This window comes from Lysobacter sp. K5869, from assembly GCF_018847975.1.
Lineage (GTDB): Bacteria > Pseudomonadota > Gammaproteobacteria > Xanthomonadales > Xanthomonadaceae > Lysobacter.
The window spans coordinates 2,285,399-2,310,608 of the sequence record NZ_CP072597.1 but is presented as its reverse complement, the minus strand read 5'-3'; the positions used below and the strand labels follow the sequence as shown (position 1 = coordinate 2,310,608).

The 25,210-nt window shown below is 70.3% G+C and carries 19 protein-coding genes and 1 riboswitch; of the genes, 4 read left to right on the top strand and 15 right to left on the bottom strand.

Annotated features, from left to right (window positions below; genetic code table 11):
• Window positions 1–108 precede the first annotated feature (108 nt).
• Entirely contained in the window at window positions 109–2,205 is a 2,097-nt protein-coding gene (locus J5226_RS09935) for a hypothetical protein (protein WP_215839751.1), read from the bottom strand.
• A gap of 234 nt (window positions 2,206–2,439) precedes the next feature.
• Entirely contained in the window at window positions 2,440–4,317 is a 1,878-nt protein-coding gene (locus tag J5226_RS09930) for an ATP-binding cassette domain-containing protein (protein ID WP_215839750.1), read from the bottom strand.
• Window positions 4,318–4,522: 205 nt separating this feature from the next.
• On the opposite strand from J5226_RS09930, the gene J5226_RS09925 reads away from it, so the two are divergent.
• From J5226_RS09925 to J5226_RS09910, 4 genes are all read left to right on the top strand, one after another.
• Window positions 4,523–6,949 (top strand): TonB-dependent receptor, encoded by a 2,427-nt coding sequence (locus J5226_RS09925; protein WP_215839749.1) that lies wholly within the window; start codon window positions 4,523–4,525, stop codon window positions 6,947–6,949.
• A 284-nt stretch (window positions 6,950–7,233) separates the two neighbouring features.
• Complete coding sequence (locus J5226_RS09920) at window positions 7,234–7,896, top strand: DUF5565 family protein (RefSeq protein WP_215839748.1); 663 nt, start codon at window positions 7,234–7,236, stop codon at window positions 7,894–7,896.
• 625 nt (window positions 7,897–8,521) lie between these two features.
• Window positions 8,522–10,210 (top strand): YbaL family putative K(+) efflux transporter, encoded by a 1,689-nt coding sequence (ybaL, locus tag J5226_RS09915; RefSeq protein WP_215839747.1) that lies wholly within the window; start codon window positions 8,522–8,524, stop codon window positions 10,208–10,210.
• A gap of 120 nt (window positions 10,211–10,330) precedes the next feature.
• A complete protein-coding gene (locus J5226_RS09910) occupies window positions 10,331–11,011 on the top strand; it encodes a YceH family protein (RefSeq protein WP_215839746.1) in 681 nt (226 codons plus the stop codon).
• A 658-nt stretch (window positions 11,012–11,669) separates the two neighbouring features.
• Here the strand turns inward: J5226_RS09910 and J5226_RS09905 are convergent.
• From J5226_RS09905 to btuB, 13 genes are all read right to left on the bottom strand, one after another.
• A complete protein-coding gene (locus tag J5226_RS09905; protein WP_215839745.1) occupies window positions 11,670–12,797 on the bottom strand; it encodes an AraC family transcriptional regulator in 1,128 nt (375 codons plus the stop codon).
• Between the two features lie 96 nt (window positions 12,798–12,893).
• Entirely contained in the window at window positions 12,894–13,637 is a 744-nt protein-coding gene (locus J5226_RS09900) for an adenosylcobinamide-GDP ribazoletransferase (RefSeq protein WP_215839744.1), read from the bottom strand.
• On the bottom strand, window positions 13,634–14,257 hold the full coding sequence (locus J5226_RS09895; RefSeq protein ID WP_215839743.1) for a histidine phosphatase family protein: 624 nt from the start codon (window positions 14,255–14,257) through the stop codon (window positions 13,634–13,636). The genes J5226_RS09900 and J5226_RS09895 overlap by 4 nt, the downstream gene beginning before the upstream one ends.
• A 112-nt stretch (window positions 14,258–14,369) precedes the next feature.
• A complete protein-coding gene (cobT, locus tag J5226_RS09890) occupies window positions 14,370–15,452 on the bottom strand; it encodes a nicotinate-nucleotide--dimethylbenzimidazole phosphoribosyltransferase (RefSeq protein ID WP_255323047.1) in 1,083 nt (360 codons plus the stop codon).
• Between the two features lie 26 nt (window positions 15,453–15,478).
• Complete coding sequence (cobU, locus tag J5226_RS09885; RefSeq protein WP_215839742.1) at window positions 15,479–15,997, bottom strand: bifunctional adenosylcobinamide kinase/adenosylcobinamide-phosphate guanylyltransferase; 519 nt, start codon at window positions 15,995–15,997, stop codon at window positions 15,479–15,481.
• Entirely contained in the window at window positions 15,985–17,505 is a 1,521-nt protein-coding gene (locus J5226_RS09880; RefSeq protein ID WP_215839741.1) for a cobyric acid synthase, read from the bottom strand. The genes cobU and J5226_RS09880 overlap by 13 nt, the downstream gene beginning before the upstream one ends.
• Window positions 17,502–18,509, bottom strand: a complete 1,008-nt coding sequence (gene cobD / locus J5226_RS09875; protein WP_215839740.1) for a threonine-phosphate decarboxylase CobD — start codon at window positions 18,507–18,509, stop codon at window positions 17,502–17,504. Before cobD ends, J5226_RS09880 begins: the two co-directional genes overlap by 4 nt.
• A 44-nt stretch (window positions 18,510–18,553) precedes the next feature.
• On the bottom strand, window positions 18,554–19,495 hold the full coding sequence (gene cbiB, locus J5226_RS09870) for an adenosylcobinamide-phosphate synthase CbiB (protein ID WP_255323046.1): 942 nt from the start codon (window positions 19,493–19,495) through the stop codon (window positions 18,554–18,556).
• Window positions 19,492–20,760, bottom strand: a complete 1,269-nt coding sequence (locus tag J5226_RS09865; protein WP_345778204.1) for a cobyrinate a,c-diamide synthase — start codon at window positions 20,758–20,760, stop codon at window positions 19,492–19,494. The genes cbiB and J5226_RS09865 overlap by 4 nt, the downstream gene beginning before the upstream one ends.
• Window positions 20,761–20,861: 101 nt before the next feature.
• Complete coding sequence (cobO, locus tag J5226_RS09860; protein ID WP_215839738.1) at window positions 20,862–21,494, bottom strand: cob(I)yrinic acid a,c-diamide adenosyltransferase; 633 nt, start codon at window positions 21,492–21,494, stop codon at window positions 20,862–20,864.
• Entirely contained in the window at window positions 21,491–22,009 is a 519-nt protein-coding gene (locus J5226_RS09855) for a hypothetical protein (RefSeq protein WP_215840376.1), read from the bottom strand. The genes cobO and J5226_RS09855 overlap by 4 nt, the downstream gene beginning before the upstream one ends.
• Before the next feature lie 115 nt (window positions 22,010–22,124).
• Complete coding sequence (locus J5226_RS09850) at window positions 22,125–22,760, bottom strand: hypothetical protein (RefSeq protein ID WP_255323045.1); 636 nt, start codon at window positions 22,758–22,760, stop codon at window positions 22,125–22,127.
• A gap of 54 nt (window positions 22,761–22,814) precedes the next feature.
• Window positions 22,815–24,719, bottom strand: a complete 1,905-nt coding sequence (gene btuB / locus J5226_RS09845) for a TonB-dependent vitamin B12 receptor (RefSeq protein ID WP_215839737.1) — start codon at window positions 24,717–24,719, stop codon at window positions 22,815–22,817.
• Window positions 24,720–24,835: 116 nt separating this feature from the next.
• A riboswitch (cobalamin riboswitch) is annotated at window positions 24,836–25,091 on the bottom strand.
• Window positions 25,092–25,210: the final 119 nt, after the last annotated feature.

The following is a 25,210-nucleotide window of genomic DNA, read 5'->3' as shown; positions in this document are numbered from 1 at the left end:
ACAGGGCGGGACGATAAGCGAGGCGATGTCTAGGCGGCGACAAACGCCGCCCCGGGCGCGGCCCGGCCCCCTGCGCGAGCGGGGCCGGGCCTCAGCGGCTACCAACGATCAAGGCGTCGGCGGCAAGCACGCGCCGGCGACGCACTCGATGTAGTCCGCGCGCGAGTCCATGTAGCGGGTGTCGTAGGTCCCGGTATAACCCTGCGGCTTCAGCGCCGTGTTCGAGTAGAAATCGACCAGCCCGTACAGGCGCGAGCCGACCCGTTGCAACGGGCGGAAGTGGCGCACCCGGCTCGGCGCGCACTCGCTGGCGCCGCCGAAGAACGCTTCGCGGCAGTGACTGGCGGGCCGCGTCGTCGTCGCGCCTGGATAGCGCATCAGATACTGATAGTCGGCCACGCCCAGGCTACCGCTCCACCATTCGCCCTGAGTAAAGGTCTCGCTGCCGGTGAAGTAGATGCTGACGTCGCGCTGATACCCATTGGCCAACCGCCGGATCTCGAAGGTCGAGTACGGCGCGGGATATTGGGCGAAGCGTCCCTGCGAGGTCGGACCGCGCCAGGAACCCATCATTTCGCCGGGCGCGAAGCCGGGCTGCGGCGCCAGCGCCATACTCGCGCCGACCATGTACCCCCCGCTGCTGCTGGACAGGTACAGCACCGGACGCCGCAGCGGCTCGCCCTCTTCGTAACGCCAGAACGTGGTGCTGACGTAAGGCTCGCCGGCCGCCGGCGTCGGCATGATCCGCAGCCTGCCGCCAACGATTTCATGACTGAAGTCGGCTGAGCCGCTGCCCTGGACGGACTGCATGTAGTCGTTGTACGTAGCCGGGTTGTAGACCAACCCGCCGTGGGGCCGGATAAACCAGTACGCGCGATGCTCGCACTTGCCGAACGCGGGCAAGTACGCCGCCGCGCGCCGCGGACTGCTGCATGGCGCGGGCAAGAAGTACAACGCCGCTTCGATCGTTCCGTCCAGCAGCGGCGCCCAGTTGTTCGCCGCCGATACCGCATTGAGGTCGAACGCCGACCACAGCGAGTAACTGGGGTACTCCTGTTCCCAGTCGCCGGCGGCGGAGTGATGACTGTCGAACCAGACAGTGCGCGACATCCACAGGCTGTAGACATCGCCCACGGCCACCCGCCGCAAGGTATGCCCGCGCACGCTGCGCTGGATCGGCGACTGCACGGTCGGCGCGAACGGCAGCGCGCGCAGCGCGTTGCGCGCTCCGGCATTGCCGATCGGCGCCAGCGCCACCTCGCCCTGCGCCGTCAGCGCCGCGTTGTAGCGCGGATGCTCGGCAAGCGGCTCTTCCTCGAACAAGGCGTAGCTCGCGCCGTCGCTCTGCCGATACAGCAGTTGCAGGTCGGAAACCGCGACCGAATCCTCGTTGACCGGTATCGGACCGAGCATGGCCAAGGTTTCGGGCAACTGCGCCAGCTCGGTCAGCGGCGCGTTGTCGGCGTTGTCGTACAGGTACGCCATCGCCGGCGCGACGTTGATCTGGCCTACCTGCTGGTTGTAGACCGCCGCAGGCGCTTCGAGTATCTGCTGCCCGTCCTGATAGCCCTGCGGTAGCGCGAACGTGCCTCGGGTCCACCCGTCGAGCATGAAAGCGTTGTTGGCGAGGTTGTAGCCGACGACCGAACGGGTCGCGTTCTCGAATTCGGCGTCGGACGCCGCATCGCGTCCGCCCAAAGCGGTGCGCACCAGGAACGCCAGCGCGCTGCTGAACGGCGACACCCGCAGCGACGCGCGTTCGCTCAAGCTCACATCGGCGTCGCCGCCGGCCGCGGCCGCCAGCCGCGCCGCGCTACCGACGAAAGAACGGTAACGCGCGCGGGTCGAGGCGACTTCCACCACCACGATCTCGTCGCCGTTCAAAGCTTCGACGGTCGCGCTGTAGGCATCGCCCTGCACCGTCGCCGGATAGCTGCGTCCGCCGACGAAGACCGTCGCGGTCGCCGTGGCGCCGGCGGCGAGGCCGGCGATTTCGCCGTGCAGCGTCAACGAAAACGGGACCGGCGCGTCGGCCGGCGTTGCCGGCGCGCCGCCGACCTCGGTCGCCGCCGGGGCGGCCGCGGATTGCGCTTGCCAAGACGCGTAAGGCGCCGCGTCCGCGATCCGATCCGACACCGCGGCCGCCATCGCCACGCCGGCGACCGCCACGGCCAACGCCGCCGCGAGATTCTTCCCTGCTTGCATGTCCTTGTCCTCTTCACCGAGAAGACCGTCGTCCCGGACGGCGACCGCAGCGCGAACCGCCGTCCTGGCCGCGACAACCTTGTCGCGGCCGGAGCGTCTCCGCCGGGCAATCTATCCGAACGATGCGCGGCCCACTAGGCCACGCATCGACCGACCCGCGGCGATCCCGCGCGGGTCGGCGGATGGTGCGTCGCAGGGAAAGCGAGCGGCGCCGAACGGCGCCGCGCGCGGGCGTCAGGCGCCGTCGTACAGCGCCATCCAGGCGGCCTCGGCCTTTTCCAGCTCGCCCGCGACTTGCTCGCGCTGCTTGGCCAGTTCGGCGGCGTTGTCGCCGCCGCCGGCGTAGCGGGTCGGATCGGCCAGGTCCATGTCCAGCGTGTGCAGCTTGGATTCCAGCTCGGCGACCCGCTTCTCGGCCTCGGCCAGCTTGACCGGATTGATCTTGCGTCCGCCCTTGCCCGCCGGCGCCGGCTTGGCCGCGGCCGCCGTGTTGGCCGCCGCGGCGACCTTGACCGCCGCCGCGCCCTTGCCGTCGTTGCTGTTGTCGCGGGTGCGCAGCCACACCGCGTAAGCGTCGAGGTCGCCGTCGAACGCCTGGGCGACGCCGTCGGCCACGCGCACGAAGGTTTCGCAGACCAGACCGATCAGGTGACGGTCGTGCGAGACCAGCACGATCGCGCCGGGGAAGTCCGACAGCGCTTCGGCCAACGCCTCGCGCACGTCCAGGTCCAAGTGGTTGGTCGGTTCGTCGAGCAGCAGCACGTTCGGCTTGCGCCAGGCGATCATCGCCAGGGCCAGACGCGCGCGTTCGCCGCCGGAGAAGCCGTCGACCGATTCGAACGCGCGGTCGCCGGGGAAATTCCACTTGCCGAGAAAATCGCGCAATTGCTGGGTCGGCACGCCCGGAGCGATTTCGGCCAGATGGTCGATCGGGCTCACGCCGGCATGCAGCGACTCGACCGTGTGCTGGGCGAAGTAGCCGATGCGCAGATCCGGGTGGCCGCCGCGTTCGCCGCTCAGCAGCTCCAGCTCACCGACCAGCGATTTGACCAGGGTCGATTTGCCGGCGCCGTTGGGGCCGAGCAAGGCGATGCGGTCGCCGGCTTCGAGGATGAAGCTGACATCGTCCAGCACCACGTGCTCGCCGTAACCGCAATCGGCATGCACCACGCGCAACAACGCGTGCGGCAACTTGGCCGGCGCCGGGAACTCGATCCGCATCGCGCGTTCGACCCGCACCGCTTCGGTGCCGACCATCTTGGCCAAGCGCTTGACCCGCGACTGCGCCTGCTTGGCCTTGGCCGCGCTGGCGCTGAAGCGGTCGATGAAGCTCTGCAGATGGGCGCGCTCGGCCATCTGCTTTTCGTGGGTGATCTGCTGCAGGCGCAGGTGCTCGGCGCGCTGGCGCTCGAAGGCGGTGTAGTCGCCGGTGTAGAGCTTGGCCTTGCCGTCGTGCAGATGCAGGGTGTGGGTGGTGACTTCGTCGAGGAACTCGCGGTCGTGCGAGATCAGCAGCAAGGTGCCCGGGTACTTGAGCAGCCATTGCTCCAGCCACAGCACCGCGTCGAGGTCCAAGTGGTTGGTCGGCTCGTCGAGCAGCAGCAGGTCCGACGGCGTCATCAGGGCGCGCGCCAGATTCAGGCGCACGCGCCAGCCGCCGGAGAATTCCTTGACCGCGCGTTCGTGGGTGTCGGCGCTGAAGCCCAGGCCATGCAGCAGCTTGCCGGCGCGCGCGGTGGCGTCGTAGCCGCCGAGCTCTTCGAGCTGATGATGGGCCTCGGCGACCGCCTCCCAGTCCTCGCGCTCGACCGCCTCGCGTTCGGCGACGATGACCTTGTAGACGTTGGCGTCGCCGGACAGGACGAAGTCCAGCGCCGGGTCCGACAAGGCCGGAGTTTCCTGGGCCACGCTGGCGATGCGCACCCGGTTGGGCACGTCGATGTCGCCGCGGTCGGCCTCGACTTCGCCCTGGATCGCCGCGAACAGCGAGGACTTGCCGGTGCCGTTGCGGCCGATCACGCCGACCCGCCAGCCGGTGTGCAGGGTCAGGTCTACGTTGGACAGCAGCAGGCGTTCGCCGCGCCGCATGGCGAAATCACGGAAAGAAATCATGCCGATATGGTCGCATGACTGATCGGCATTTGCTCATGAGGATCGGTTCGGCCGCGCGCCGGGCCGGCATCGAATAATCCGGACACCGGCCTCAGACCGCCCCCACGCGTCAACGAGATCGCCTTTCGCGGCAAAGCGCCCCAGCGGGCCGGCCGCACGGGTTCGCTCGGCCCGACGTTCCCCGTTCGCACCGCCCGGAGTCTCCATGCACCGCCGTCTGTCCTTGCTCAGCAACGCCGTTTTACTCGCCCTCGCCGCCATCTCCGCCCCGGCGGCCGAGGCCGCCTCCGCCGCGCTCGCCGCCGACGCGCCGGCCGAGGCCGAACGCGCCAATCCGACCAACCTCGACACCCTGATCGTCACCGGCACGCGCGTCTCCGACCGCACCGTGGCCGAGTCCACCGCGCCCATCGACATCATCACCCCGCAGACGCTGGAGGCCACCGGCACCGTCGAACTGGCGACCGCGCTGGCCCGCGCCCTGCCCTCGCTGAACTTCCCGCGCCCGGCGATCACCGACGCCACCGACGCGGTGCGCCCGGCGCAGTTGCGCGGCCTCGCCCCCGACCAAGTGCTGGTGCTGGTCAACGGCAAGCGCCGCCATACCACCGCGCTGATCAACCTCAACGACAGCATCGGCCGCGGTTCCTCGCCGGTCGATCTCAACGCGATCCCCATCGCCGCGATCGAGCGGGTGGAAGTGCTGCGCGACGGCGCCTCGGCGCAGTACGGCTCCGACGCCATCGCCGGCGTGGTCAACATCGTGCTCAAGGGCGCGGGCGAAGGCGGCTCGGTCGCCGCGCGCTACGGCCAGTACAGCGCCGGCGACGGCGAGCAGTACCAGCTCTCCGGCGACGCCGGCTTCAAGCTCGGCGAGGACGGCAGCGTGCATCTGGCCGCGCAGGGCGGCCACAGCGACAACACCAACCGCGCCCGCCCCTACCTCGGCCCGGTCACGCCGACCAGCAATCCGAAGGGCCGCGTCGTGCACCGCTACGGCGACCCGGAAATCGATCAGGCCGCGTTCGCCTACAACGCGCAGTATCAGGCGGCCGAGGGCGTGGAGTTCTATTCCTTCGGCACCGCCAGCCGCCGCCGCGCGATTTCCAACGGCTATTACCGCGCGCCGGGCAACCCCAACAATATTCTCTCGGTCTACCCCGACGGCTTCCTGCCGCAGATCGACAACGTCAGCAAGGACCGCGCCTTCGTCGCCGGCCTGCGCGGCAAGACCGCCGGCGGCTGGAACCTCGACCTGAGCTACAACTACGGCCAGAACCAGCTCGACTTCGACGTGCGCCACAGCCTCAACCGCACCCTCGGTGTCTCCTCGCCGCGCAGCTTCTACATCGGCTCGCTGGAAACCACCCAGAACGTGCTCAACGCCGATTTCAACAAGGCCTTCGACGTGGGTTGGCTGAAGTACCCGCTGACGGTGGCCTTCGGCGCGGAATGGCGCGGCGAGAAGTTCAACCAGAGCGCGGGCGAACCGGCGTCCTACATCGCCGGCCCCGAACCCGGCGCGCCGGGCGCGCAGGTGTTCCCGGGCTTCACGCCGTCCGACGCCAGCCATCGCGACCGCCACAGCTATTCGTTCTACGCCGACTTGGAAACCGACGTGACCGACCAGCTCTCGCTCGGCGCGGCCGCACGTTACGAGAGCTACAGCGATTTCGGCGAAACCACGTCGGGCAAGCTGTCGGCGCGCTACGCCTTCAACGACAAGGTGGCGCTGCGCGGCACGGTCTCGACCGGCTTCCGCGCGCCGTCGCTGCAGCAGCAGTTCTATCAATCCACGCAGACGGTGATTGTGCTCGGCGATCCCAATCCGTTCCAGGTCCGCACCTTCGCCGTGGACGATCCGGCCGCGGTCGCGCTCGGCGCCGAACCGCTGAAGGCCGAGGAATCGACCAACATCGGCCTGGGCTTGGTGCTGCAGCCGGTCGAAGGCTTGTACGTCACCGTCGACGCGTACCAGATCGACATCGACGACCGCATCATCCTCTCGGAAAACCTGCGCGGCCCGGCGGTGGCGAACTTCCTCGCCGCGCGCGGCTATCCGGGCATCAACGGCGGCCGTTATTTCACCAACGCGGTCGACACCCGCACCCGCGGCCTCGACATCGTCGGCAGCTACACATTCGAACTGGCGGGCGGCGCGCTCGACCTCACCGCCGGCTACAACCGCAACAAGACCACGCTGGAGCGGATCGCGCCGAACCCGCCGGAGCTGACCGCCGGCGGCCTCAACCTGCAACGCATCGGCCGGGTCGAACAAGGCCGCATCACCCAGGGCGCGCCGCGCGACAAGTTCTTCGTCGGCGGCAGCTGGAAGCGCGACGGCTGGCGCTTCGACGCCACCGCCACGCGTTACGGCGAATTCCACACCTTCAACGACGACCCCAGCGGCATCCGCGATCAAACCTTCTCGGCGAAGTGGACGCTGGATCTGGCCGCGACTTACGCGGTGGACGGCTGGGAATTCACCGTCGGCGGCGACAACGTGCTCAACGAGTACCCGGACGAAGCGATCTACGCCAACAGCGAGAGCGGGCAGTTGCCGTACAGCAGCTACGCGCCGTTCGGGTTCAACGGCGCGTTCGCGTATGCGAAGGTCGGGTACAAGTGGTGAGGGCGTCGATTTAGTGCAGGCGCCGCGGCCTTTGAGGAACGAGAGATGAGGAACGAGGAACGAGTCGAGGGCGGCTCGTTCCTCTTTTCTCTTTCCTGGGCGTCTCCTCGCTCAGTCCTTGCCCAACGCTGCGCGTCGCACATCCGAATCGAACGCGCCGTTCGTCGGGCCGCGCTTTACCCACGAACCGGCTGCTATATTCTGCGCGCTCGCCCGGCTTCGGCCGCGGCGAACTGGTGATGGACGGGACTCGAAAATCGTCAATCAACCAGATGAGGTGTCGTATGAAAAAAGTCCCTACCGTGTTCCTCGTGAACTACGCCCAGGGCACGGCGGTCGCGCAGGTCCGTCCCGGCTCGGAATGGGTGGCGCGCGGCGAGGGCACGGCAACCGTGAAGTTCGACGGTTCGGCCTGCCTGTGGCGCGACGGCCGCCTGTGGAAGCGTTACGACCGCAAGCTCGACAAACCCGCCCAGCGCGAGATCGACCGCGACCGCGGCCGCGACCTGGGGCCGCTGCACGAAGGTTTGTTCAAGACTCCGCCCGAGGGCTTCGAGCCTTGCGAAGCCGAGCCCGATCCGGTGACTTATCACTGGCCGGGCTGGGTTCCGGTATCTCAGGACAAGCCCGAGGACCGCTGGCACGTCGAAGCGCTGGCGCAGGCGGAAGAGCCGTTGCAAGAGGCGGCGACCTACGAATTGGTCGGCCCCGCGCTGGCGAAAAATCCGTACGGACTGGAACGACACGAACTTTGGCGCCACGGCCGCGAAACGGTGGCGCTGGCGGATCGTTCGTTCGAGGGCTTGCGCGCGTATCTGCAGGCGCACGAGATCGAAGGCTTGGTGTTCCACCACGCTGACGGCCGGATGGCGAAGGTCCGGCGCAAGGACTTCGGTTTGTTTTGGGTCCAAGACGACACTCGTAAGCCGCACCGTTCCGGCGGCTAACGATAAAGTCGTCTGGGCACTACCCTCAGCCGCGTTCGTTCGAGCGCGGCTTTTTCGTTTGCGCGGGCAGCACGCAGGTTTCGTCGCATTTTCAGTTTCGCGGTCGCGGCGCGCGCCGCTCCTACAGCCGGATACGAAACCCGCCGCAGACCTTGTAGGAGCGGCGTGAGCCGCGACCGCGATACACCCATCGCCCGCGCCACCGATCCCAATCGCGCGATATCCACGACGCGCCACCGGGAACCACCCGCCGATCCCGCGGTCCTAGCCCCCGGCCGATCCGCGGACGCAGACCTTCCCGCCTCCGCAATCCCGGCCCTCCCGCCGCGATCCCGCGCAAATCCAGCGAACGCCGCCGTCCCGATGGCGCGCGGATGAATCCCGGTTCATCCCCGCGCATCACGCCGGAGCGACCGGCGCGCTGGCATAAAACCCGCTGTCCCCTCTCGGCTGCAGGCCTTGCCGCGCGGGCCGGGACGGGTGCGTCCGGCGCGCGCGAAAGCGTCGACGTCGCGGCGAAAAAACTCGCAGAAACAATCGTTTGCGAGCATGAACCGAACGAGAAAGACTTGCATCTGAACGGTTCAGCACACATTCTTCCAAGGACCAGACCACAGGAGAGCCGATGCACCACACGTCCCTGATCGCGATCCTGGTAGCCGGCTTCGTCCTGGCCTTCATTTTCGGAATGATCGCTCAACGCCTGCGGCTGTCGCCGCTGGTGGGCTACCTCATCGCCGGCGTCATCGCCGGACCTTTCACGCCCGGCTTCGTCGGCGACCAAACGCTCGCGCCGCAGCTCGCGGAAATCGGCGTCATCTTGCTGATGTTCGGCGTCGGCCTGCACTTCTCGCTGGGCGACCTGCTCGAAGTCAAAGCCATCGCATTACCGGGCGCGATATTGCAGATCGCGGTCGCCACGGCCTTGGGCTGGGGCATGGCGTATTACCTGGGCTGGTCGCACGGCGCCGGCCTGGTGTTCGGTCTGGCGCTGTCGGTGGCCAGTACCGTGGTGCTGTTGCGCGCGCTGGAAGAACGGCGCTTGGTGGAAACGGCGAAAGGTCGCATCGCGGTCGGCTGGCTGATCGTCGAGGATCTGGCGATGGTGCTGGCGCTGGTGCTGCTGCCCGCGCTGGCCGGCCTGCTCAAGGGCGAAGCCGGCGACGCCAGCCAGATCTGGAGCCAGTTGTTCGTCACCCTGGCCAAGGTCGGCGCCTTCATCGCCTTCATGCTGATCGTCGGCCGCCGGGTGATCCCGTGGATCCTCGAACGCGTCGCCGGCACCGGCTCGCGCGAATTGTTCACCCTGTGCGTGCTGGCCATCGCGCTGGGCGTGGCGTTCGGTTCGGCCGAACTGTTCGGCGTGTCGTTCGCGCTGGGCGCGTTCTTCGCCGGCATGATGCTCAACGAATCCGAGTTCAGCCATCAGGCCGCCAACGAGACCCTGCCGCTGCGCGAGGCGTTCGCGGTGCTGTTCTTCGTCTCCGTCGGCATGCTGTTCGACCCGCAGATCCTGCTCAAGGAACCGCTGGAAGTGCTGGCGGTTTTCGCGATCATCGTGATCGGCAAGTCGGTCGCGGCCTACGCCCTGGTGCGCGCGTTCGGCAAGCCGAACTCGACCGCGCTGATGATCTCCGCCAGCCTCGCCCAGATCGGCGAGTTCTCCTTCATCCTCGCCGGCCTCGGCATGGACCTGGAGATCCTGCCGAAGGAAGGCCACGACCTGATCCTGGCCGGCGCGCTGCTGTCGATCGTGGTCAACCCGCTGCTGTTCGCGTGGCTGGACCGCAAGAACGCGCGCGAAGCCGCCGCGGCGCAGGAAGCCCGCGGCGAAGACGCGCCGCCGGTGCCGGCCGACATCGACAACCACGTGATCCTGATCGGCTACGGCCGCGTCGGCAGCGAGCTGGCCCGCCTGCTCGGCGAGCACAAGGTGCCGATGGTGGTCATCGACGGCGAGGAAAGCCTGATCGCCAAGGCGCGCGCGGCCGGTTTGCCGGCGATCCTGGGCAACGCGGTCCACGAGCGGGTGCTGCGCGAAGCGGTGCCCGAGCGCGCGACCACGGCGATGCTGGCGATCCCGCAGGCGCTGGAGGCCGGCGAGATCATCGCCAAGCTGCGCGAGATCAATCCGGGCCTGAGCATCGTCGCGCGCGCGCACAGCGACAACGAGGTCAAGCACCTGATCGAGCACGGCGCCGACGGCGCGGTGATGGCCGAGCGCGAGTTGGCGCACAGCCTGGCGGAGATGGTCATGGCCGCGCCGGTGTACCGCGGCGAACGCCACCTGCCGCCGTCGACGGCGCTGGTGTGAGCGCGCCGGTCCGCGCATGATGTCCGCCGGCCGCCGCGGACCGCGATATCCGTGACGGCCGGCGCCGGGGTTCCGCCCCGGCGCCCGCCCTCCCTCCCACGCCGTTCGCCGACCGCAGCCATGAGCGATATCGATCCGTCCGCCACCGATTCCAGCGCAGCCGCCGCCGGCGCCGAGCCGCAACTGACCCCGATCGAAGCGCGCGTGGTCGCGGTGCTGATCGAGAAGGAAGCGACCACGCCCGACGTGTACCCGCTGACCCTCAACGCGATCGTGGTGGCCTGCAATCAGAAGACCTCGCGCGACCCGGTGACCAATCTGGAACAGGGCGACGTGGCGCACGCGCTGCGCCAGTTGGAACCGCGCGGCTGGGTCAAGTCGCACCATTCCCCGCGCGCCGAGCGCTACGGCCACCGCGCCGGCACCGCGCTCGACGCGACCCGCCCGCAGACCGTGCTGCTGGCCCTGCTGATGCTGCGCGGCCCGCAGACCGCCAACGAACTGCTGACCCGCAGCGAGCGCATGGCCAAGTTCGAGTCGGCCGGCGACGTGCAGTACGCGCTGGAGCGCCTGGCCCAGCATCAACCGCCGCTGGTGAAGCTGCTCGGCCGCCAATCCGGGCAGCGCGAAGACCGTTACGGCCACCTGCTGTGCGGCGAACCCGAGTGGACCGCGTCCTCCTCCGGCGCCGATCCGGCGCTGGCGAGCCCGGCGGCGCAATCGGCGCTGACCGAGCGCATCGCGGCGTTGGAGGCGAAGGTGGCGGAGCTCGAAGCGCGCCTGGAAGCCGCCGGCGCCTGATCGGTTCGCTCCCTGTAGGCGCTGCGCGAGCCGCGACTGCGACACCAAACAAGCCCGCGTCGTTGATCCCGCGCGGGCGACCCTCACGATTTTGTGTTGATTGCGCCGGCGTTCGCATTGGCGCGGTCGCGGCTTGCGCCGCTCCTACAGGGGGCAATCGCCACCGCGTCGGCTTCCTGTAGGAGCGGCGCGAGCCGCGACTGCGACGCCGCATAAGCCCGCGCCGCTGATCCCGCGCGGGCGACCCTCACGATTTTGTGTTGATTGCGCCGGCGTTCGTATTGGCGCGGTCGCGGCTTGCGCCGCTCCTACAAGGGGCAATCGCGGCCGCGTCGGCTTCCTGTAGGAGCGGCGCGAGCCGCGACTGCGACGCCGCATAAGCCCGCGCCGCTGATCCCGCGCGGGCGACTCTCACAACCTTCGTGTAGTTGCGCCGGCGTTCGCATTGGCGCGGTCGCGGCTTGCGCCGCTCCTACAAGGGGCAATCGCGGCCGCGTCGGCTTCCTGTAGGAGCGGCGTGAGCCGCGACCGCAATATCACAGATACCCGCGCGGCTCGTCCCGCGCGGGCCGTTCTCACGGTTTTGGTCCGGTTGCGCCGGCCGTCGCGGCGACGCGGCCGCGACCTGCGCCGCTCCGCTCAAAACAGGCGCCGCGGCTCACGCCAGCGGCAAATACACATCGGTGCGCAGCACCGCTTCCGGCGTCTCGTCCGGGTCGTCCAGGTACTCGTGGAACAGCGGCGCATCGCGCAGCGATTCGCCGCTGTCGGGCAGCCAGCGCGCGAGCAGGGCGTCGGTCAGCGCTTCGAGGCCGTCGAAGGCGCCGATCAGGCGGACGCGCGCGTAGCGTCCGCCGCCCAACACTTGCAGGCGGATGCCCTCGCCCGCGTCGTCGGCGAAGGGCGCGCCGAGCGCCAGCATGCAGTCGAAGGCGCAGGCGTGCGGCGGCACATCGCGACGATCGTGCAGCGGCACGCCGTACAGGCCGCGCAGCGAATCGAGCAGGCCGTTCTGCGCCGCCCAGCCGAACAACCGCCCATAGCCTTGGTTCTGCTCGGGATACGCGCCGGTCACGCGCAAGGCCGCGACCTGGAACGGTTCGACGCTGACCACTTCCACCCGCAGCGGCGCGGCGAAACCGTCCTGCGGTTCGGGCGGTTGCGCGAGGCGGTCGATCTCGCGCCACAGCCGCTCGGGCTCGGCGCGCAATTCGCTCGGGGTGCCGCCGACGCCTTGGCGCAACGCGCGGGTGAACGCTTGCGGGGTCTGGTAGCCGACCGCGAGCGCGGCGTCGGTGACGCTGCGTCCGTCGTCGGCGAGCAAGCGCAAGCCTTGCAGCAAGCGCAGCCGCGCCACGGTCTGGCCGGTGGTTTCGCCGGTCATCGCGCGATACACGCGGTGGAAATGGAACGGCGAGAACGCCGCCGCCTCGGCCAGCCGGCTCAGTTCCGGCGGCTCTTCGCCGCGGGCGATGGCCTGCTCGATCAACGCCACCGCGCGCTGGATCCGGCGCAGGTGGGCGTCGCGGGTGCCGGGCTTGAGCGCGCCGCGCGCGGGCGCGGCGACGGTGCGGCCCGAATCGGGCGCGGGAGCGACGATGGGCGCGTCGGCGGCGGAGATCGCGGCCGCGAGCGAATCGACGACGGGCGCCGCGCGGGCGGGCGCGTCGTCGGCGCGGGCCTCGATCGCGGGCGATTCGACCGCCGACGGCTCGGCGGCGGCGGCATCGAAACCGGACGCTTCGCCGGCGGTCGCCACGGCGGGCGATAGCTTGACGGGGGGCATGGTCTTGCTCCTCGCGTGCGTTGGATTGGCCGCCAGGATCGCAGCCGGAGCGGCGCGCGGCGGTTCCTATCTTGCGCTTTCGCCGGTCGCCGCGGGTCAGTACGACAGCGCCAACGCCGCCAGCACCGCCGCTTCGGTCAGTTCGGTCAAGGCGCCGCAGGTGTCGCCGGTCATCCCCTGCAGCCGGCGCAGACACGCCCGCCGCCACAGCGCGAACACCAGCGCCGCCACCGCCAACGCCAGTCCGCCGCGCCATCCGGCCAATGCGCAGGCCGCGGCGCTGACCGCCAACGCAGCGATGCAGGCCGCGCGCGGCGCCGCGACCAAGGCTTGGCCGAGACCGCCGCCGCGCACATAGGGCGTGGTGAGGAAGGCCAAAGTCAGCGCCGCGCGCGCCAGCAATGGCGCCAGCAGCAGCGCGGCCCAGGCCGGCGCGGGCAAGCTCGCCAACGCGGCGAACTTCGACAGCAACACCAGCATCACCGCGACCACGGCCAACGGGCCGCTGCGCGGATCTTTCATGATCTCCAAGGTGCGCTCGCGGCTTTGCCGCGCATCCGCGCGCATGCCGCCGACCCAGGCGTCGGCCATGTCGGCCAAGCCGTCCAGATGCAACGCGCCGGTCAGCGCGGTCCACGCGACCAACAACAGCGCCGCCGACATCATCGGCGCACGCGTCTGCAGCGCCCACGCCAACGCGCACAGCAACGCGCCGATCAAGGCGCCCGCGAGCGGATACCACACCAGCGCGCGACGCTGCGCGTCGGCGTCGGCGAACACCCGCGCCGGCACCGGAATCCGGGTGAGGAAACCGATCGCGGCCAGCGCGGCGCGCATCAACCGTCGACCGGATCGGCCTGCGCGCGCGCGTGCGCGCCTTCGCGCGCGGCCTTCGGCGGCCAGCTCAGGCTGTGCAGCGAGGCGTGGGCGACGTCGATGTTGAGCAGGTCGGTGTAGCGGCGGCCGGCGGCGATGCAGCGCAGCAGGCGGATCGCGCCGCCGTGGGTCACCACCAGCACCCGGCGGCCGGCGTGGCGGTGGGCGATCTCGTTCATCGCCGCGGTCAGGCGCGCGGCGAATTCGTCGAAGCGTTCGGCGCCCGGCGGCGGATGCGCGACCGGGTCGGCCCAGAACCGCGCCAGCGCCTCGCCTTCTTGCGCGGCGATGACGTCGACCGGACGGCCTTGCCAGTCGCCGAAATGGTATTCGCGCAAGCGCGGCTCCAGCGCCCACGGCAGGCCGCGCGCGTGCGCCAGTTCCTGCGCGAACGCGGCGCAACGCTGCAACGGCGAGCTGACGATGGCGTCCCATTCGCGCCCCAGCACCGCGTCGCGCATCTGCCGCCAGCCCAGTTCCAGCAGGCTGTCGTCGAGCTGGCCGCGATAGCTGCGGTGCCCGGTGTCGCCGTGGCGCAGCAGATCCAGATGCACGGGGCCAGGATGCGGGGAAATCGAACTCATCGCGGCGTCGGTCCTTGTACGCGGTCGGTGGCGAACCGCGATGATGCCCGCGCGGACCGCGCCAAGGGAATAGCCCACAGGTCGGTGCCGGCGAAAGCGAACGCGCGTGCGCTCACGCGCCGCCACCATCCGCACCGGTACCGTTCGCGCCCGACACCCCGGCCTGGGCGAACGTCGCCATGCCGTTGTGCAGATCGCAGGCCAGCCGCAGCAGCGGCACCGCGACCGCGGCGCCGCTGGCCTCGCCCAGGCGCAGGCCCAGATCCAGCAGCGGCTGCGCGTCGAGGGCTTCGAGCACGGCGGCGTGGCCGCGCTCGTGCGAGCGGTGCGCGTACAGCAGCCATTCGCCGCAGCCGGGATTGAGCCGCTGCGCCGCGAGCGCCGCCACCGTGCAGATGAAGCCGTCGACCAACACCGCGATGCCGCTTTGCGCGCTGGCGATGTAGGCGCCGGCCAAGGCCGCGATCTCGAAACCGCCGAGCCGGCGCAACCGCTCCCAATCGCTGTCGGCCGACGCGTGCAGCGCCAGCGCGCGCTCGACCACGGCGATTTTGTGGGCGATGCCGGCCGCGTCGAGGCCGGTGCCGGCGCCCGCCAGATCGGCCGGCGCGCGCCGCAACAGCGCGCAGGCCAGCGCGGCGGCCGCGGTGGTGTTGGCGATGCCCATCTCGCCGCCGATGAACAACTGCGCGCCGGCATCGCGCGCGGCGCGCACGCTGGCGGCGCCGGCGGCCAGCGCGGCGTGCAACTGCGCCTCGCTCATCGCCGCGGTTTCGCAGAAATTGGCCGTGGACGCGGCGATGACCGCGCGATGCACGCCGGCGATCGGGCCGGGATCGTTGACCGTGCCGAGGTTGACCACGTTCAGGCTCGCATCCAGGCTGCGCGCGAGCACGGCGATGGCCGCGCCGCCGCCGGCGAAGTTGCGCACCATCTCGCCGGTGACCGCCTGCGGAAACGCCGACACGCCCTCGGCGGCGACGCCGTGATCGGCGGCGAACACGCTGATCCACACCCGCCGCAGCGACGGCTGCGCGCTGCCTTGCAAGGCCGCCAGCCGCACCGCCGCGTCTTCGAGCCGGCCGAGCGAGCCCGGCGGCTTGGTCAGCTGCGCCTGACGCGCGCGCGCCTGCGCGGCGACGGTTTCGTCGGCGCGCGGGCAGCCGCGCAACCACCATTGGCTTTCGTCGTTCACGTGTTCGATCTCCACATCGGTGCCCCTTACGGCGGGGAGCCTTTCAACCACAGCGGCAGGCCCGCCGCCACGAACGCCACCCGCTCGCAGACCTCGCCCAGCGCCTGATGCAGGCGCCCGGCTTCGTCGACGAAACGGCGAGTGAGTTCGCCCATCGGCACGATGCCGAGGCCGACTTCGTTGCTGACCAACAGCACCGAGCCGCGCAGTTCAGGCAAGGCCGACAACAAGGCGGCGCGCTCGCGTTCGAACGCCGCTTGGTCCGGATCGCTCAACAGATTGCTGAGCCACAAGGTCAGGCAATCCACCAACAAACAGCGATCCGGCGCGTCGTGCGCGCGCAAGACCGCGGCCAGGGCGACGGGCTCTTCCACACAGCCCCAGCGCGCCGGGCGGCGCGCGCGGTGATGGGCGATGCGCGCATCCATTTCGCCGTCGAGCGGCTGCGCGGTGGCGACATAGACGACGTCGGAATGCGCGTCGGCCAAGCGTTCGGCCAGCGCGCTCTTGCCCGAGCGCGCGCCGCCGAGAATCAAGGTGCGCATGCGCTTTCCTCTCCTGCTTGCGGCAGGTGCGTTTGCGGTAGGCCGAACAGCGCGGCCAGGGCGTCGTTGTCCAAGTGTTGCTCGACCGCGTCGGCGAGACGGTCGATGGACTGTTCGCGCAGCGCGCGCAGATCCAGCGGCTCGGCGTCGTCCAGACCGGCCCAGCGCAGCAGAGCGGCCAGCGCTTGCGGATGATCGAACAGGCCGTGCAGATAGGTGCCGAGCACTTGGCCGTCGGCCGACAGCGCGCCGTCGCCGCGTTCGCCGTCCGGACGCTCGCCTTGCAGGAGCAATGCCGGCCGTTCCAACGCCGCGCCGGTGCTGACGCCGCAATGGATTTCGTAACCCTCCACCGCCGCGTCGGCGAAGCCCAGGCGGCCGCGCGCGTTGCGCAACAATTTGTGCGGCTGCAGGGTGGTGTCGAGATCGAGCCAGCCCAAGCCTTCGCTGGAACCGGCGTCGCCTTCGATGGCGTGCGGATCGTGCACCGCGCGCCCGAGCATCTGCATGCCGCCGCAAATGCCGATCACCCGGCCGCCGTAACGCAGATGCCGGGCGACGGCCTCGGCCCAACCGTTGCGCCGCAGCCAGGCCAGATCGGCGCGGGTGGACTTGGACCCCGGCAGCACGATCAGATCGCACGGCGGCGGCGCTTCGCCGGGACCCACGAAGCGGCACTCGACCTGCGGATGCGCGCGCAGCGCGTCGAAATCGGTGTGGTTGCTGATCCGCGGCAGCGCCGGCACCGCCACGCGCAGGCGCGCGCCGGCCTTGGCGCCGCCCTCGCGCGGCAGCGCATCCTCGGCTTCCAGATGCAGGCCGTGCAGGTACGGCAGCACGCCGAGCACCGGCTTGCCGGTTTCGCGTTCCAGCCAATCGAGTCCGGATTGCAGCAAGCCGATGTCGCCGCGGAACCGGTTGACGACGAAACCGGCGACGCGCGCGCGTTCGCTGTCCGACAACAGCGCCAAGGTGCCGACCAGATGCGCGAACACGCCGCCGCGGTCGATGTCGGCGATCAGGATCACCGGGCAATCGACCGCTTCGGCGTAGCCCATGTTGGCGATGTCGCGGTCGCGCAGATTGATCTCGGCCGGACTGCCGGCGCCCTCCACCACCACCGCGGCGTAGCGCTCGCACAGGCGCGCGTGCGAGGCCAGCACGGCCTGCATCGCGGTGCGCTTGTAGTCGTGATAGGCGCGCGCGTCGAGATGGGCGACGGCGCGGCCGTGCACGATCACCTGCGCGCCGGTGTCGCTGTTGGGCTTGAGCAGGATCGGGTTGAAGTCGGTGTGCGGCGCCAGCCCGGCGGCCTGCGCCTGCACCGCCTGGGCGCGGCCGATCTCGCCGCCATCGGCGGTCACCGCCGAGTTCAGCGCCATGTTCTGCGGCTTGAACGGCGCCACCGCGACGCCGCGGCGATGCAGCCAGCGGCACAGCGCGGCGACCAGGGCGCTCTTGCCGGCGTCGGAGGTGCAGCCTTGCACCATGAGGACGCGCGCACTCACCGCTGCGTCTCCGAGCTTTCATTGAGCGCGATCCCGGCCAGCGCGAGGTCCAGGCGCCGCCATTCGTCTTCATCGCCGGGCAAACCGAAACGCAAGCTGGCCGGCTCGTCGAACAAACGGGTAAGGATTGCGCGCCGCGCCAACGCTTCGTGCCACTGCGCGGCGCGCGGATCGCGGCGCCACTGGAAGAACGCGCTGCCGCCGGTGGGTGCGAGGCCGTGCACGCTCAGCAGCGCGGCCAGACGTTCGCCCTGCGCCAGCAACTGTGCGCGCATGCGTCGCTGCCAATCGCGGTCGGCCAGCGCGTGGCGCAGGACGTGGCGCGCGGGGCCGGTCAAGGTCCACGGGCCGAGCCGGTCGCGCAACGCCGCCAGCAGGTCGGGCGCGGCGCAGACGAAGCCGGCGCGCGCGCCGGCAAGGCCGAAGAACTTGCCGGCCGAACGCAGCACGATCAAGCCCTCGCGCCCGGTTTCGCCGCACAGGCTGCGTTCGGGCGTGGCGTCCATGAAGGCTTCGTCGATCAGCAGCCAGCCGCCGCGCGCCTGCAGTTCTTCGTGCAAGGCCAGCAAAGCCTCGCGCTCGAAGCGGTCGCCGCCCGGGTTGTTGGGATGGATGAGCACGACGACGTCGAAACGCGCGCGTTGCGCCAGCAGTTCGTCCGCGCTTAGCGTTTCGACCGCGTGCCCCGCGCGGCGCCACGCGTGCGCGTGCTCCGCGTAGCCGGGCGCGAGCACGCCCACGCGCGAGCGCGAGCGCAACTCGGGCAGCGCCTGGATCGCGGCCTGCGAACCGGCGACCGGCAAGACGCGCGGCGCGGCGTAGTAATCGGCGGCGATTTCGGCCAAGCCGTCGTCGTCCTCGGGCAAGCGGTGCCATGCGCGCGCGGGGATGTCCGGCACCGGCCAAGTCTCCGGATTGATGCCGGTGGACAGGTCGAGCCAATCCGACGCGGGAATGCCGTAACGCCGCGCCGCGCGCAGCAAACGGCCGCCGTGCTCAAGCATGCGCGCCTCCGTCCGAGGCCGCGCTCGGTTTCGTTCGCGAGAGATCAGGTTTGCGCATGCCACCACCCCAGCGCCGCGGCCACGGCCGCGACGATCAGCCACACCCAAGTGCCGCGCTCGACCAAAGCCAGCGCGCGGCGGATCGATCCGGCGTCGGGCGCGGCGCCTTCGCCCAGCAACGGCCGCGCCTCCCACACGCCGTGATACGGCGCGGCGCCGCCCAAGCGCACGCCGAGCGCGCCGGCGCCCGCGGCCATCACCGGCCCGGCGTTGGGGCTGTCCCAGGTCGGCGCTTGCGCGCGCCAGCAGCGCAGCGCGCGCGGGGCGTCGCCGAGCGCGGCGTAGGTCAGCGCGGTCAGCCGCGCGGGAATCCAGTTGAGCGCGTCGTCGATGCGCGCGGCGGCCCAGCCGAAACGCTCGTAGCGTTCGGTGCGGTAGCCCCACATCGCATCGAGCGTATTGCTGAGCCGGTACAACACCGCGCCGGCCGGGCCGAGCGCGGCGAACCAGAACAAGGCGGCGAACACCGCGTCGCTGCCGTTCTCCAGCACCGATTCGGTCGCCGCCGCGGCGACGCGCTCGCGGTCGAGCGCGTGCGTGTCGCGGCTGACGATGCGGCCGACTGCGGCGCGCGCGTCTTCCAGCTTATCGGCCTGCAAGGCGTCGGCGACGGGCGCGGCATGTTCGCGCAAGCTGCGCAGGCCGATGGCGAAGTACAGCGCCAGCGCCGCGAACGCGCCGCCCGCCCACGGCGACCACCGCCACAGCGCGAAATGCAGTCCGCCCGCGGCCGCACTCAGCGGCAGCACCGCCAAGGCCCACGCGGCCAGTCCGCGCGCGCGGCGGTCGGCGTGCAGCGCGGTTTCCAAGGCGCGCGCCCAGCGGCCGAACGCGACCAAAGGATGACGCACGCTGCGCGGCTCGCCCAGCGCGGCGTCGAGCAACACGCCGCCGAGCATCGTCCACGCCAGCGCTTGCGCGCTCATGCCAGGAACAGCCGCACGGCCGCGTCCGGGTTCGACGGAAAATAGAAATGCACGAAGCTCGCGCTCATGCGGCCGCGGCGGTACAGCGCTTCGCGGCTCGGGCCGCCGTTGGGGTTGACCGACATCGCGATGGCGCCGTCGGCGATCTCGGCTTGGGCGTAGTGGAAGGTGTGTCCGCGCAACTCGCCTTCGGGCAAGGCCACCGATTGCAGGCCGAGCGCGGCCAACCGCGCGCCGATTTTCGCGCGTCCACGCAGCAGGCCGGCCATCGGCGCGGCGCGGCCGTCGCGGTCGGCCAACTCGTCCAGGCAGTACAGCAAGCCGCCGCATTCGGCCAGCAACGGTTTGCCGGCGTCGACATGCGCACGCAGGCCATCGCGCAGAGCGGCGTTCGCGGCCAAGGCGTCGAGATGCAGTTCGGGATAGCCGCCCGGCAACCAGACCGCATCGCAATCGGGCAACGCGTCGCCGGCGACCGGCGAGAAGAACGACAGCTCGGCGCCGGCCGCGCGCAGCACGTCGAGGTTGGCCGGATACAGGAAACAGAACGCCGCATCGCGCGCCACCGCGATGCGCGATCCGCGTAGCGCAGGCGGCACCGCCGGCGATTGCGCGGCGACGAATTCGACCGGCGGCGGCAGTTCGGCGTCGGCATGCGCGGCCCAGGCATCGGCCAACGCGTCCAGGCGCTGGTCGATGTCGCTCAACTCGGCCGCAACGACCAAGCCCAGATGCCGCTCCGGCAGCGCCAGCGCCGGATCGCGCGGCAACGCGCCGAGCCAGCGCAGATCCGCCGGCAGACTCTCGCGCAGCAACTGCGCGTGGTACGCGCTGCCGATCCGGTTGGCCGCCACGCCGTACACCCGCAACCCGTCGCGATAGCGCGCCAGACCGGTGGCGAGCGCGCCGAAGGTCTGCGCCATCGCCGAACCGTCGATCACCGCCAGCACCGGCACGCCGATGCGCTGGGCCAGATCGGCGCTCGACGGCGAGCCGTCGAACAAGCCCATCACGCCTTCGATCAAAATCAGATCGGCCTCGGACGCGGCCGCGTGCAAGCGCGCGCGCACGTCGTCCTCGTCGCACATCCACAGATCCAACTGCTGGGCCGTAGCGCCGCTGGCGCGTTCGAGCACCATCGGGTCGAGAAAATCCGGCCCGGTCTTGAACACCCGCACCCGCCGCCCTTGGCGCGAATGCCAACGCGCCAACGCCGCGGTGACGCTGGTTTTGCCTTGATTCGAGGCCGGCGCGGAAACCAGCAGCGCCGGGCAACGGGCGACGGAAAGCGAAGAATCGGGCTTACCGGAAGCGCCGACTGCGCGCGCATCCGCCCTCCCCTGTTCCGCGTTTCCCGCTCCCTGCATCAAAGCTCGATCCCCTTCTGCGCCTTGATCCCCGCCTTGAACGCATGCTTGACCACGCGCATATCGGTGACCGTGTCGGCGACCTCGACCAGCGCATCCGGCGCGCCGCGTCCGGTGATGACCACGTGCTGGCGCGGCGGCCGCGCGGCGACCGCGGCGATCACGTCCTCGACCGCGATGTAGCGGTGCGCCAGGGCGATGTTGAGTTCGTCCAGCAGCACGAAGTCGTAGGCCTCGTCGCCGAGCATGCGCGCGGCCACCGCCCACGCCGCCTGCGCGGCGGCGATGTCGCGCTGCTTGTCCTGGGTTTCCCAGGTGAAGCCCTCGCCCATCACGTGGTAGTCGAGTTCCTCGAAGCGGCGGAAGAACGCTTCCTCGCCGGTGGAGAAACTGCCCTTGATGAACTGCACCACGCCGCACTGGAAGCCGTGGCCGAGCGAACGGGCGAGCATGCCGAAGCCCGAGGAGCTCTTGCCCTTGCCGTTGCCGGTGTTGACCACCAGCACGCCGCGCTCGATGGTGGCGCGGGCGATCTTGCGGTCGATCAGCTCTTTCTTGCGCTGCATGCGCTCGCGGTGCTTTTCCTCGCTGAGCGCGGCGTAGCCGGCGCGGTCGGTCGCGTCCTCGCTCATGCCGGCGCGCCCGCGCGCTGGCGCGACTCGAATGCGCGCAACGCCGCGTAGACCGCGAAGCCCGCGCCGACGTAGCCGGCCAGGGTGCCGAGCGTGCGCGGGTAGTACTGTGGGATGCGGTCGAGGAAGCCGGCCCAGCTCGCGTCGGGATAGCGGCCGGACAGGAAGTAGAAGCCGCCCTTGGAAATCAGATACGCCACCACCGAGGTCGCCAGCAGCGTCAGCGCCAGCGTCGGCACGGTGCCGATGCGGTCGCGGTGCATGCGCGCATAGAAGCGCCCGCCCCACCACAGCGCGGCGTAGGCGATGGCCAGCGCCCAGTACGCCGGCGACAAGCACCAATCGGTGACCCGGCCGAGCGCGAGGCTGGCCAGATCCAGCAGCGAGGACAGCACGAAGAACGCCGGAAACAGCCATGCCGGCCGCAGCAGCGCGCCGACCAGGAAGAACACCGCCCACGAGGCGCTCGGCAGCGCGTCGACGGTGGCGAAGTGCTGGCCGCGCGTGCACACCATCAACGCGGCCAAGGCCAGGGCGACGGCGATCTGGACGTTGCGCGAGCGCAGCGGCAGCGCGGCCTCGCTCGGCGGAAGCAATAAGGTCATGACGGACTCCTGGTAACGGTTCGGATCAGCCGTGCGAATGCGACGCCGCGCCGCGCGGGCGGACCAAGCGCGCGATCAGCGCGTGCGCCAGCAGCGCCGTGCCGATGTAGGCCATCGTGGTGCCGACGAACAGCGGGCCCCAGCGCCACACGCGGTCGAGGTATTCGGCGAAGTTCGGATCGGCGTAGCGGCCGCCGAACCAATAGAACGCGCCGTTGGAAATCAGGAACGAGGCCGCCGCCGCGACCAACCCGACCGCCAGCGCGCCGGCCAGCGCGCGCGGCTTGGCCGACATCGACGGCGCCCAGGCCCGGCCCAGGTACCACAGCACCGCGTAGGCCAGCAGCAAGAACGCGTACGACGGCGTCACGCAGTAGTGGTCGAAGAAGTTCAGGCCGCGCCCGGTGATGGCGATGTAGTCGATCGCCACCGCCGCCGCGAGCAAGCCCGCGAACAAGCGATGCCGCTGCAGATACAAGCCGCCGAGGAAGAACACCGCCATCGACGCGTCTTGCAGATGCAGCGCCGCGCCGATGGTGTGAAAGCGGGTGATCGCCATCAGGATCGACAGCGCCGCGAGGATCGCCAGCTGCGCGGGTCCCTCGATCAGCGGCTTGAGTTCGACCGGGGCCTGGGAATGCGGGTGGGTCGTGGGCTTCATCGTCGGTCTCTCGTTCGGGGCCGGCCGCGCGCTCGCGCGGCCGGCGCGGGCGGGTCAGCGATTGGGACGGTAACGCAGGCTCAACAGATAGGTGCGGCCGGGCTGATTGTAGAAGGCCGCGGTTTCGTAACGCCGGTCGAACACGTTGTTGGCCGACAACTGCAAATTCCAATCCGTATTCAGCGCATAACCGATGCGCAGATCGGTCAGCGCGTAACCGCCGAGGCGGCGGGCGTTGGCCAGATCGTCGTAGCGGTCGTTGGCGGCGTAGACGCTGGCGCCGAACGACAGCGCGTCGTCGCCGCCGAGCGCGAAGCGGCGGTCCAGGTCGATGCGCGCGCTCTGGCGCGCGCGCCGCGGCAGGATGTTGTCGCGATAAGCGCCGCGGCTGTCGTTGCGCGGATCCAGCCAGGTCGCGCTGGCGCGCAGGTCCCAGCCGAGCAGGCGCGTGTCCAGCGTCGCTTCCAGGCCGCGGATGCGCGCGCGGTCGACGTTGTTGGGCAGGCCGATGGAGGCGTCGTAGGCGATCAGATCGTCGATCCGGGTCTGGTACGCGTTGAGCGACCACACCTGCCGGCCGCCTTCGCCGAAGGTGCCGCGCAAGCCCAGCTCGAAGCTGCGCGAGGTCTCCGGTCCCACGTCGGGATTGCCGTAGCCCGGGTAATACAGCTCGTTGAAAGTCGGCGCCTTGAACGCGGTGCCGTAGCTCGCGGTCAGGCGCAGCGCGTCGCTGAGATTCCAGCCCCACAACACGCTGCCGGTGGTCTTGCCGCCGAACTGGCTGTCGTCGTCGCGGCGCACGCTGGCTTGCAGCGCGTGCGCGCCGAACTCGCGCTGGTACTGACCGAACGCGCCGCGCAGCACGCGCGAATCGCGCTGGTACGCGGTGCTGCTGTCCACTTCGTCGCGCTGCCAGTCGAAGCCCAGGGTCAGCAAGCCGCCGCCGAGGCCGAGGTCGCCCTGCAAGGAACCGAGCTGGCGGCGCGTGTCGAAGGTGCTGGAGTATTTGCCGTCCTTGTACTGTTCGCTCTGATCCCGGCTTTCGCCGGCGTTGAGGCTCAGCGCGAGGCGCTCGCTCGGGCGATAGCGCAGCTTGGCGCCGATCACTTGCTGGACGATGTCGGCCTGATTGTTCTGGCTGCCGTCGTACTCGTTGTAGCCCTCGGCGCGGAACGCGCGCGCCTCGCCGTCCCACTGCTCGTTGAAGCGGTAGCCGCCCTGCATCGTCAGCGAGGTGTTGCGATAACCGTCGCGATCGGGCGAGTGGGTGAAGCAGCCGGCGCCGCGCGGATTGGGCTTGCCGCGGCAGGCGTTGATGCCGTCGGTGTCTTCGTGCGCGGCGTTGATCGAGTACCAGCCGCGCTCGCCCTTGCCGGCGACGCCCGCGGAGGCGCGATGCGTCTGGTGGCTGCCGATGCCGACGCTGAAGCTCGGCACGAACGGGCCTTGCGGGCGGCGGGTGAAGATCTGGATCACGCCGCCGATGGCTTCGGAACCGTAGAGGCTGGAGAACGGGCCGCGCACGATCTCCACGCGTTCGATCTGGTCGACCGGAATGTCCTGCAGCGACGCGCCGCCGCTGGTGGCCGAGCCGAGCTTGATGCCGTCCACCAGCACCAGGGTGTGGTCGGACTCGGTGCCGCGCAGGAACAGCGAGGTGCTCTTGCCCGGCCCGCCGTTGTTGGCCAACGACGCGCCCGGGGTGCCGCGCAGCAAGTCCGGCAGCGACGCCGGCTGCAGGCGTTCGATGTCGGCGCGGTCGATCACGGTGATCGCGGCCAGGGTCGCGTCCTGGGTCTGCGCGGTGCGGGTGGCGGTCACCACCACTTGATCGAGATCGACCGCGGGCGCGGCCTGCGCGCCGGCGGCGGCGCCGAGCAAGGCGACGGACAAGGCCGACGCGAGCGAGCGCGAAACGAGCGGGCGCGGGGAAAGCGGGAGGGAAGCGAAGTGCGGCATTGCGTACGGGTCTCCGGGCCGCGCCTCACCCGCGCGGCCGACAAGGGTCGGGACCGGCGGAGAAACGGCTCGGAGCAATGCGCGCGGGCGCGATCGTCCGCAACCAGGCCCACCGCCGGTCGGTTCGCGCTCCGGGCCGGTCTCCGGGCTTGCGAGCGGAACCGGTGGAGCGTCCTTGTCCGGGGTTCCCGTACCGCGCCTTCCCATGCCTGAGCACAGTGGCCGTTGCGGTGCGTCTACTCGCCTACCGTTGCGGGGGCAGCTCCGGCTTGAGCGCGCGGACCGTTCTGGACGAACTGGCCAGCGGCGCGACCGGATTCCCGTTTCAATCGCCGGACTGTGCCGGCGATCACCTTGAGCGCGGGCATCTTAGCAGCCGCTGGCCGCGCCGACGCCAGCGCGCGGCGCGGCCGGGAGCCTGATGAGCCGACGCAGCGCACGGATCGCGCGCCCTGCGATGCGATTTCAGACTCGTCTGATTCCAGCCCGGC

Excerpts from the sequence above, each read along its gene's own strand:
- cobD (WP_215839740.1), bottom strand. The coding sequence starts at position 18,509 with ATGCTTGAGCACGGCGGCCGTTTGCTGCGCGCGGCGCGGCGTTACGGC.
- J5226_RS09850 (WP_255323045.1), bottom strand. The coding sequence starts at position 22,760 with ATGAAGCCCACGACCCACCCGCATTCCCAGGCCCCGGTCGAACTCAAG.
- J5226_RS09930 (WP_215839750.1), bottom strand. The coding sequence starts at position 4,317 with ATGATTTCTTTCCGTGATTTCGCCATGCGGCGCGGCGAACGCCTGCTG.
- J5226_RS09895 (WP_215839743.1), bottom strand. The coding sequence starts at position 14,257 with ATGAGTTCGATTTCCCCGCATCCTGGCCCCGTGCATCTGGATCTGCTG.
- cbiB (WP_255323046.1), bottom strand. The coding sequence starts at position 19,495 with ATGAGCGCGCAAGCGCTGGCGTGGACGATGCTCGGCGGCGTGTTGCTC.
- ybaL (WP_215839747.1), top strand. The coding sequence starts at position 8,522 with ATGCACCACACGTCCCTGATCGCGATCCTGGTAGCCGGCTTCGTCCTG.
- btuB (WP_215839737.1), bottom strand. The coding sequence starts at position 24,719 with ATGCCGCACTTCGCTTCCCTCCCGCTTTCCCCGCGCCCGCTCGTTTCG.
- J5226_RS09855 (WP_215840376.1), bottom strand. The coding sequence starts at position 22,009 with ATGGTGTGCACGCGCGGCCAGCACTTCGCCACCGTCGACGCGCTGCCG.
- J5226_RS09905 (WP_215839745.1), bottom strand. The coding sequence starts at position 12,797 with ATGCCCCCCGTCAAGCTATCGCCCGCCGTGGCGACCGCCGGCGAAGCG.
- J5226_RS09910 (WP_215839746.1), top strand. The coding sequence starts at position 10,331 with ATGAGCGATATCGATCCGTCCGCCACCGATTCCAGCGCAGCCGCCGCC.
- J5226_RS09925 (WP_215839749.1), top strand. The coding sequence starts at position 4,523 with ATGCACCGCCGTCTGTCCTTGCTCAGCAACGCCGTTTTACTCGCCCTC.
- cobO (WP_215839738.1), bottom strand. The coding sequence starts at position 21,494 with ATGAGCGAGGACGCGACCGACCGCGCCGGCTACGCCGCGCTCAGCGAG.
- J5226_RS09935 (WP_215839751.1), bottom strand. The coding sequence starts at position 2,205 with ATGCAAGCAGGGAAGAATCTCGCGGCGGCGTTGGCCGTGGCGGTCGCC.
- cobU (WP_215839742.1), bottom strand. The coding sequence starts at position 15,997 with ATGCGCACCTTGATTCTCGGCGGCGCGCGCTCGGGCAAGAGCGCGCTG.
- J5226_RS09920 (WP_215839748.1), top strand. The coding sequence starts at position 7,234 with ATGAAAAAAGTCCCTACCGTGTTCCTCGTGAACTACGCCCAGGGCACG.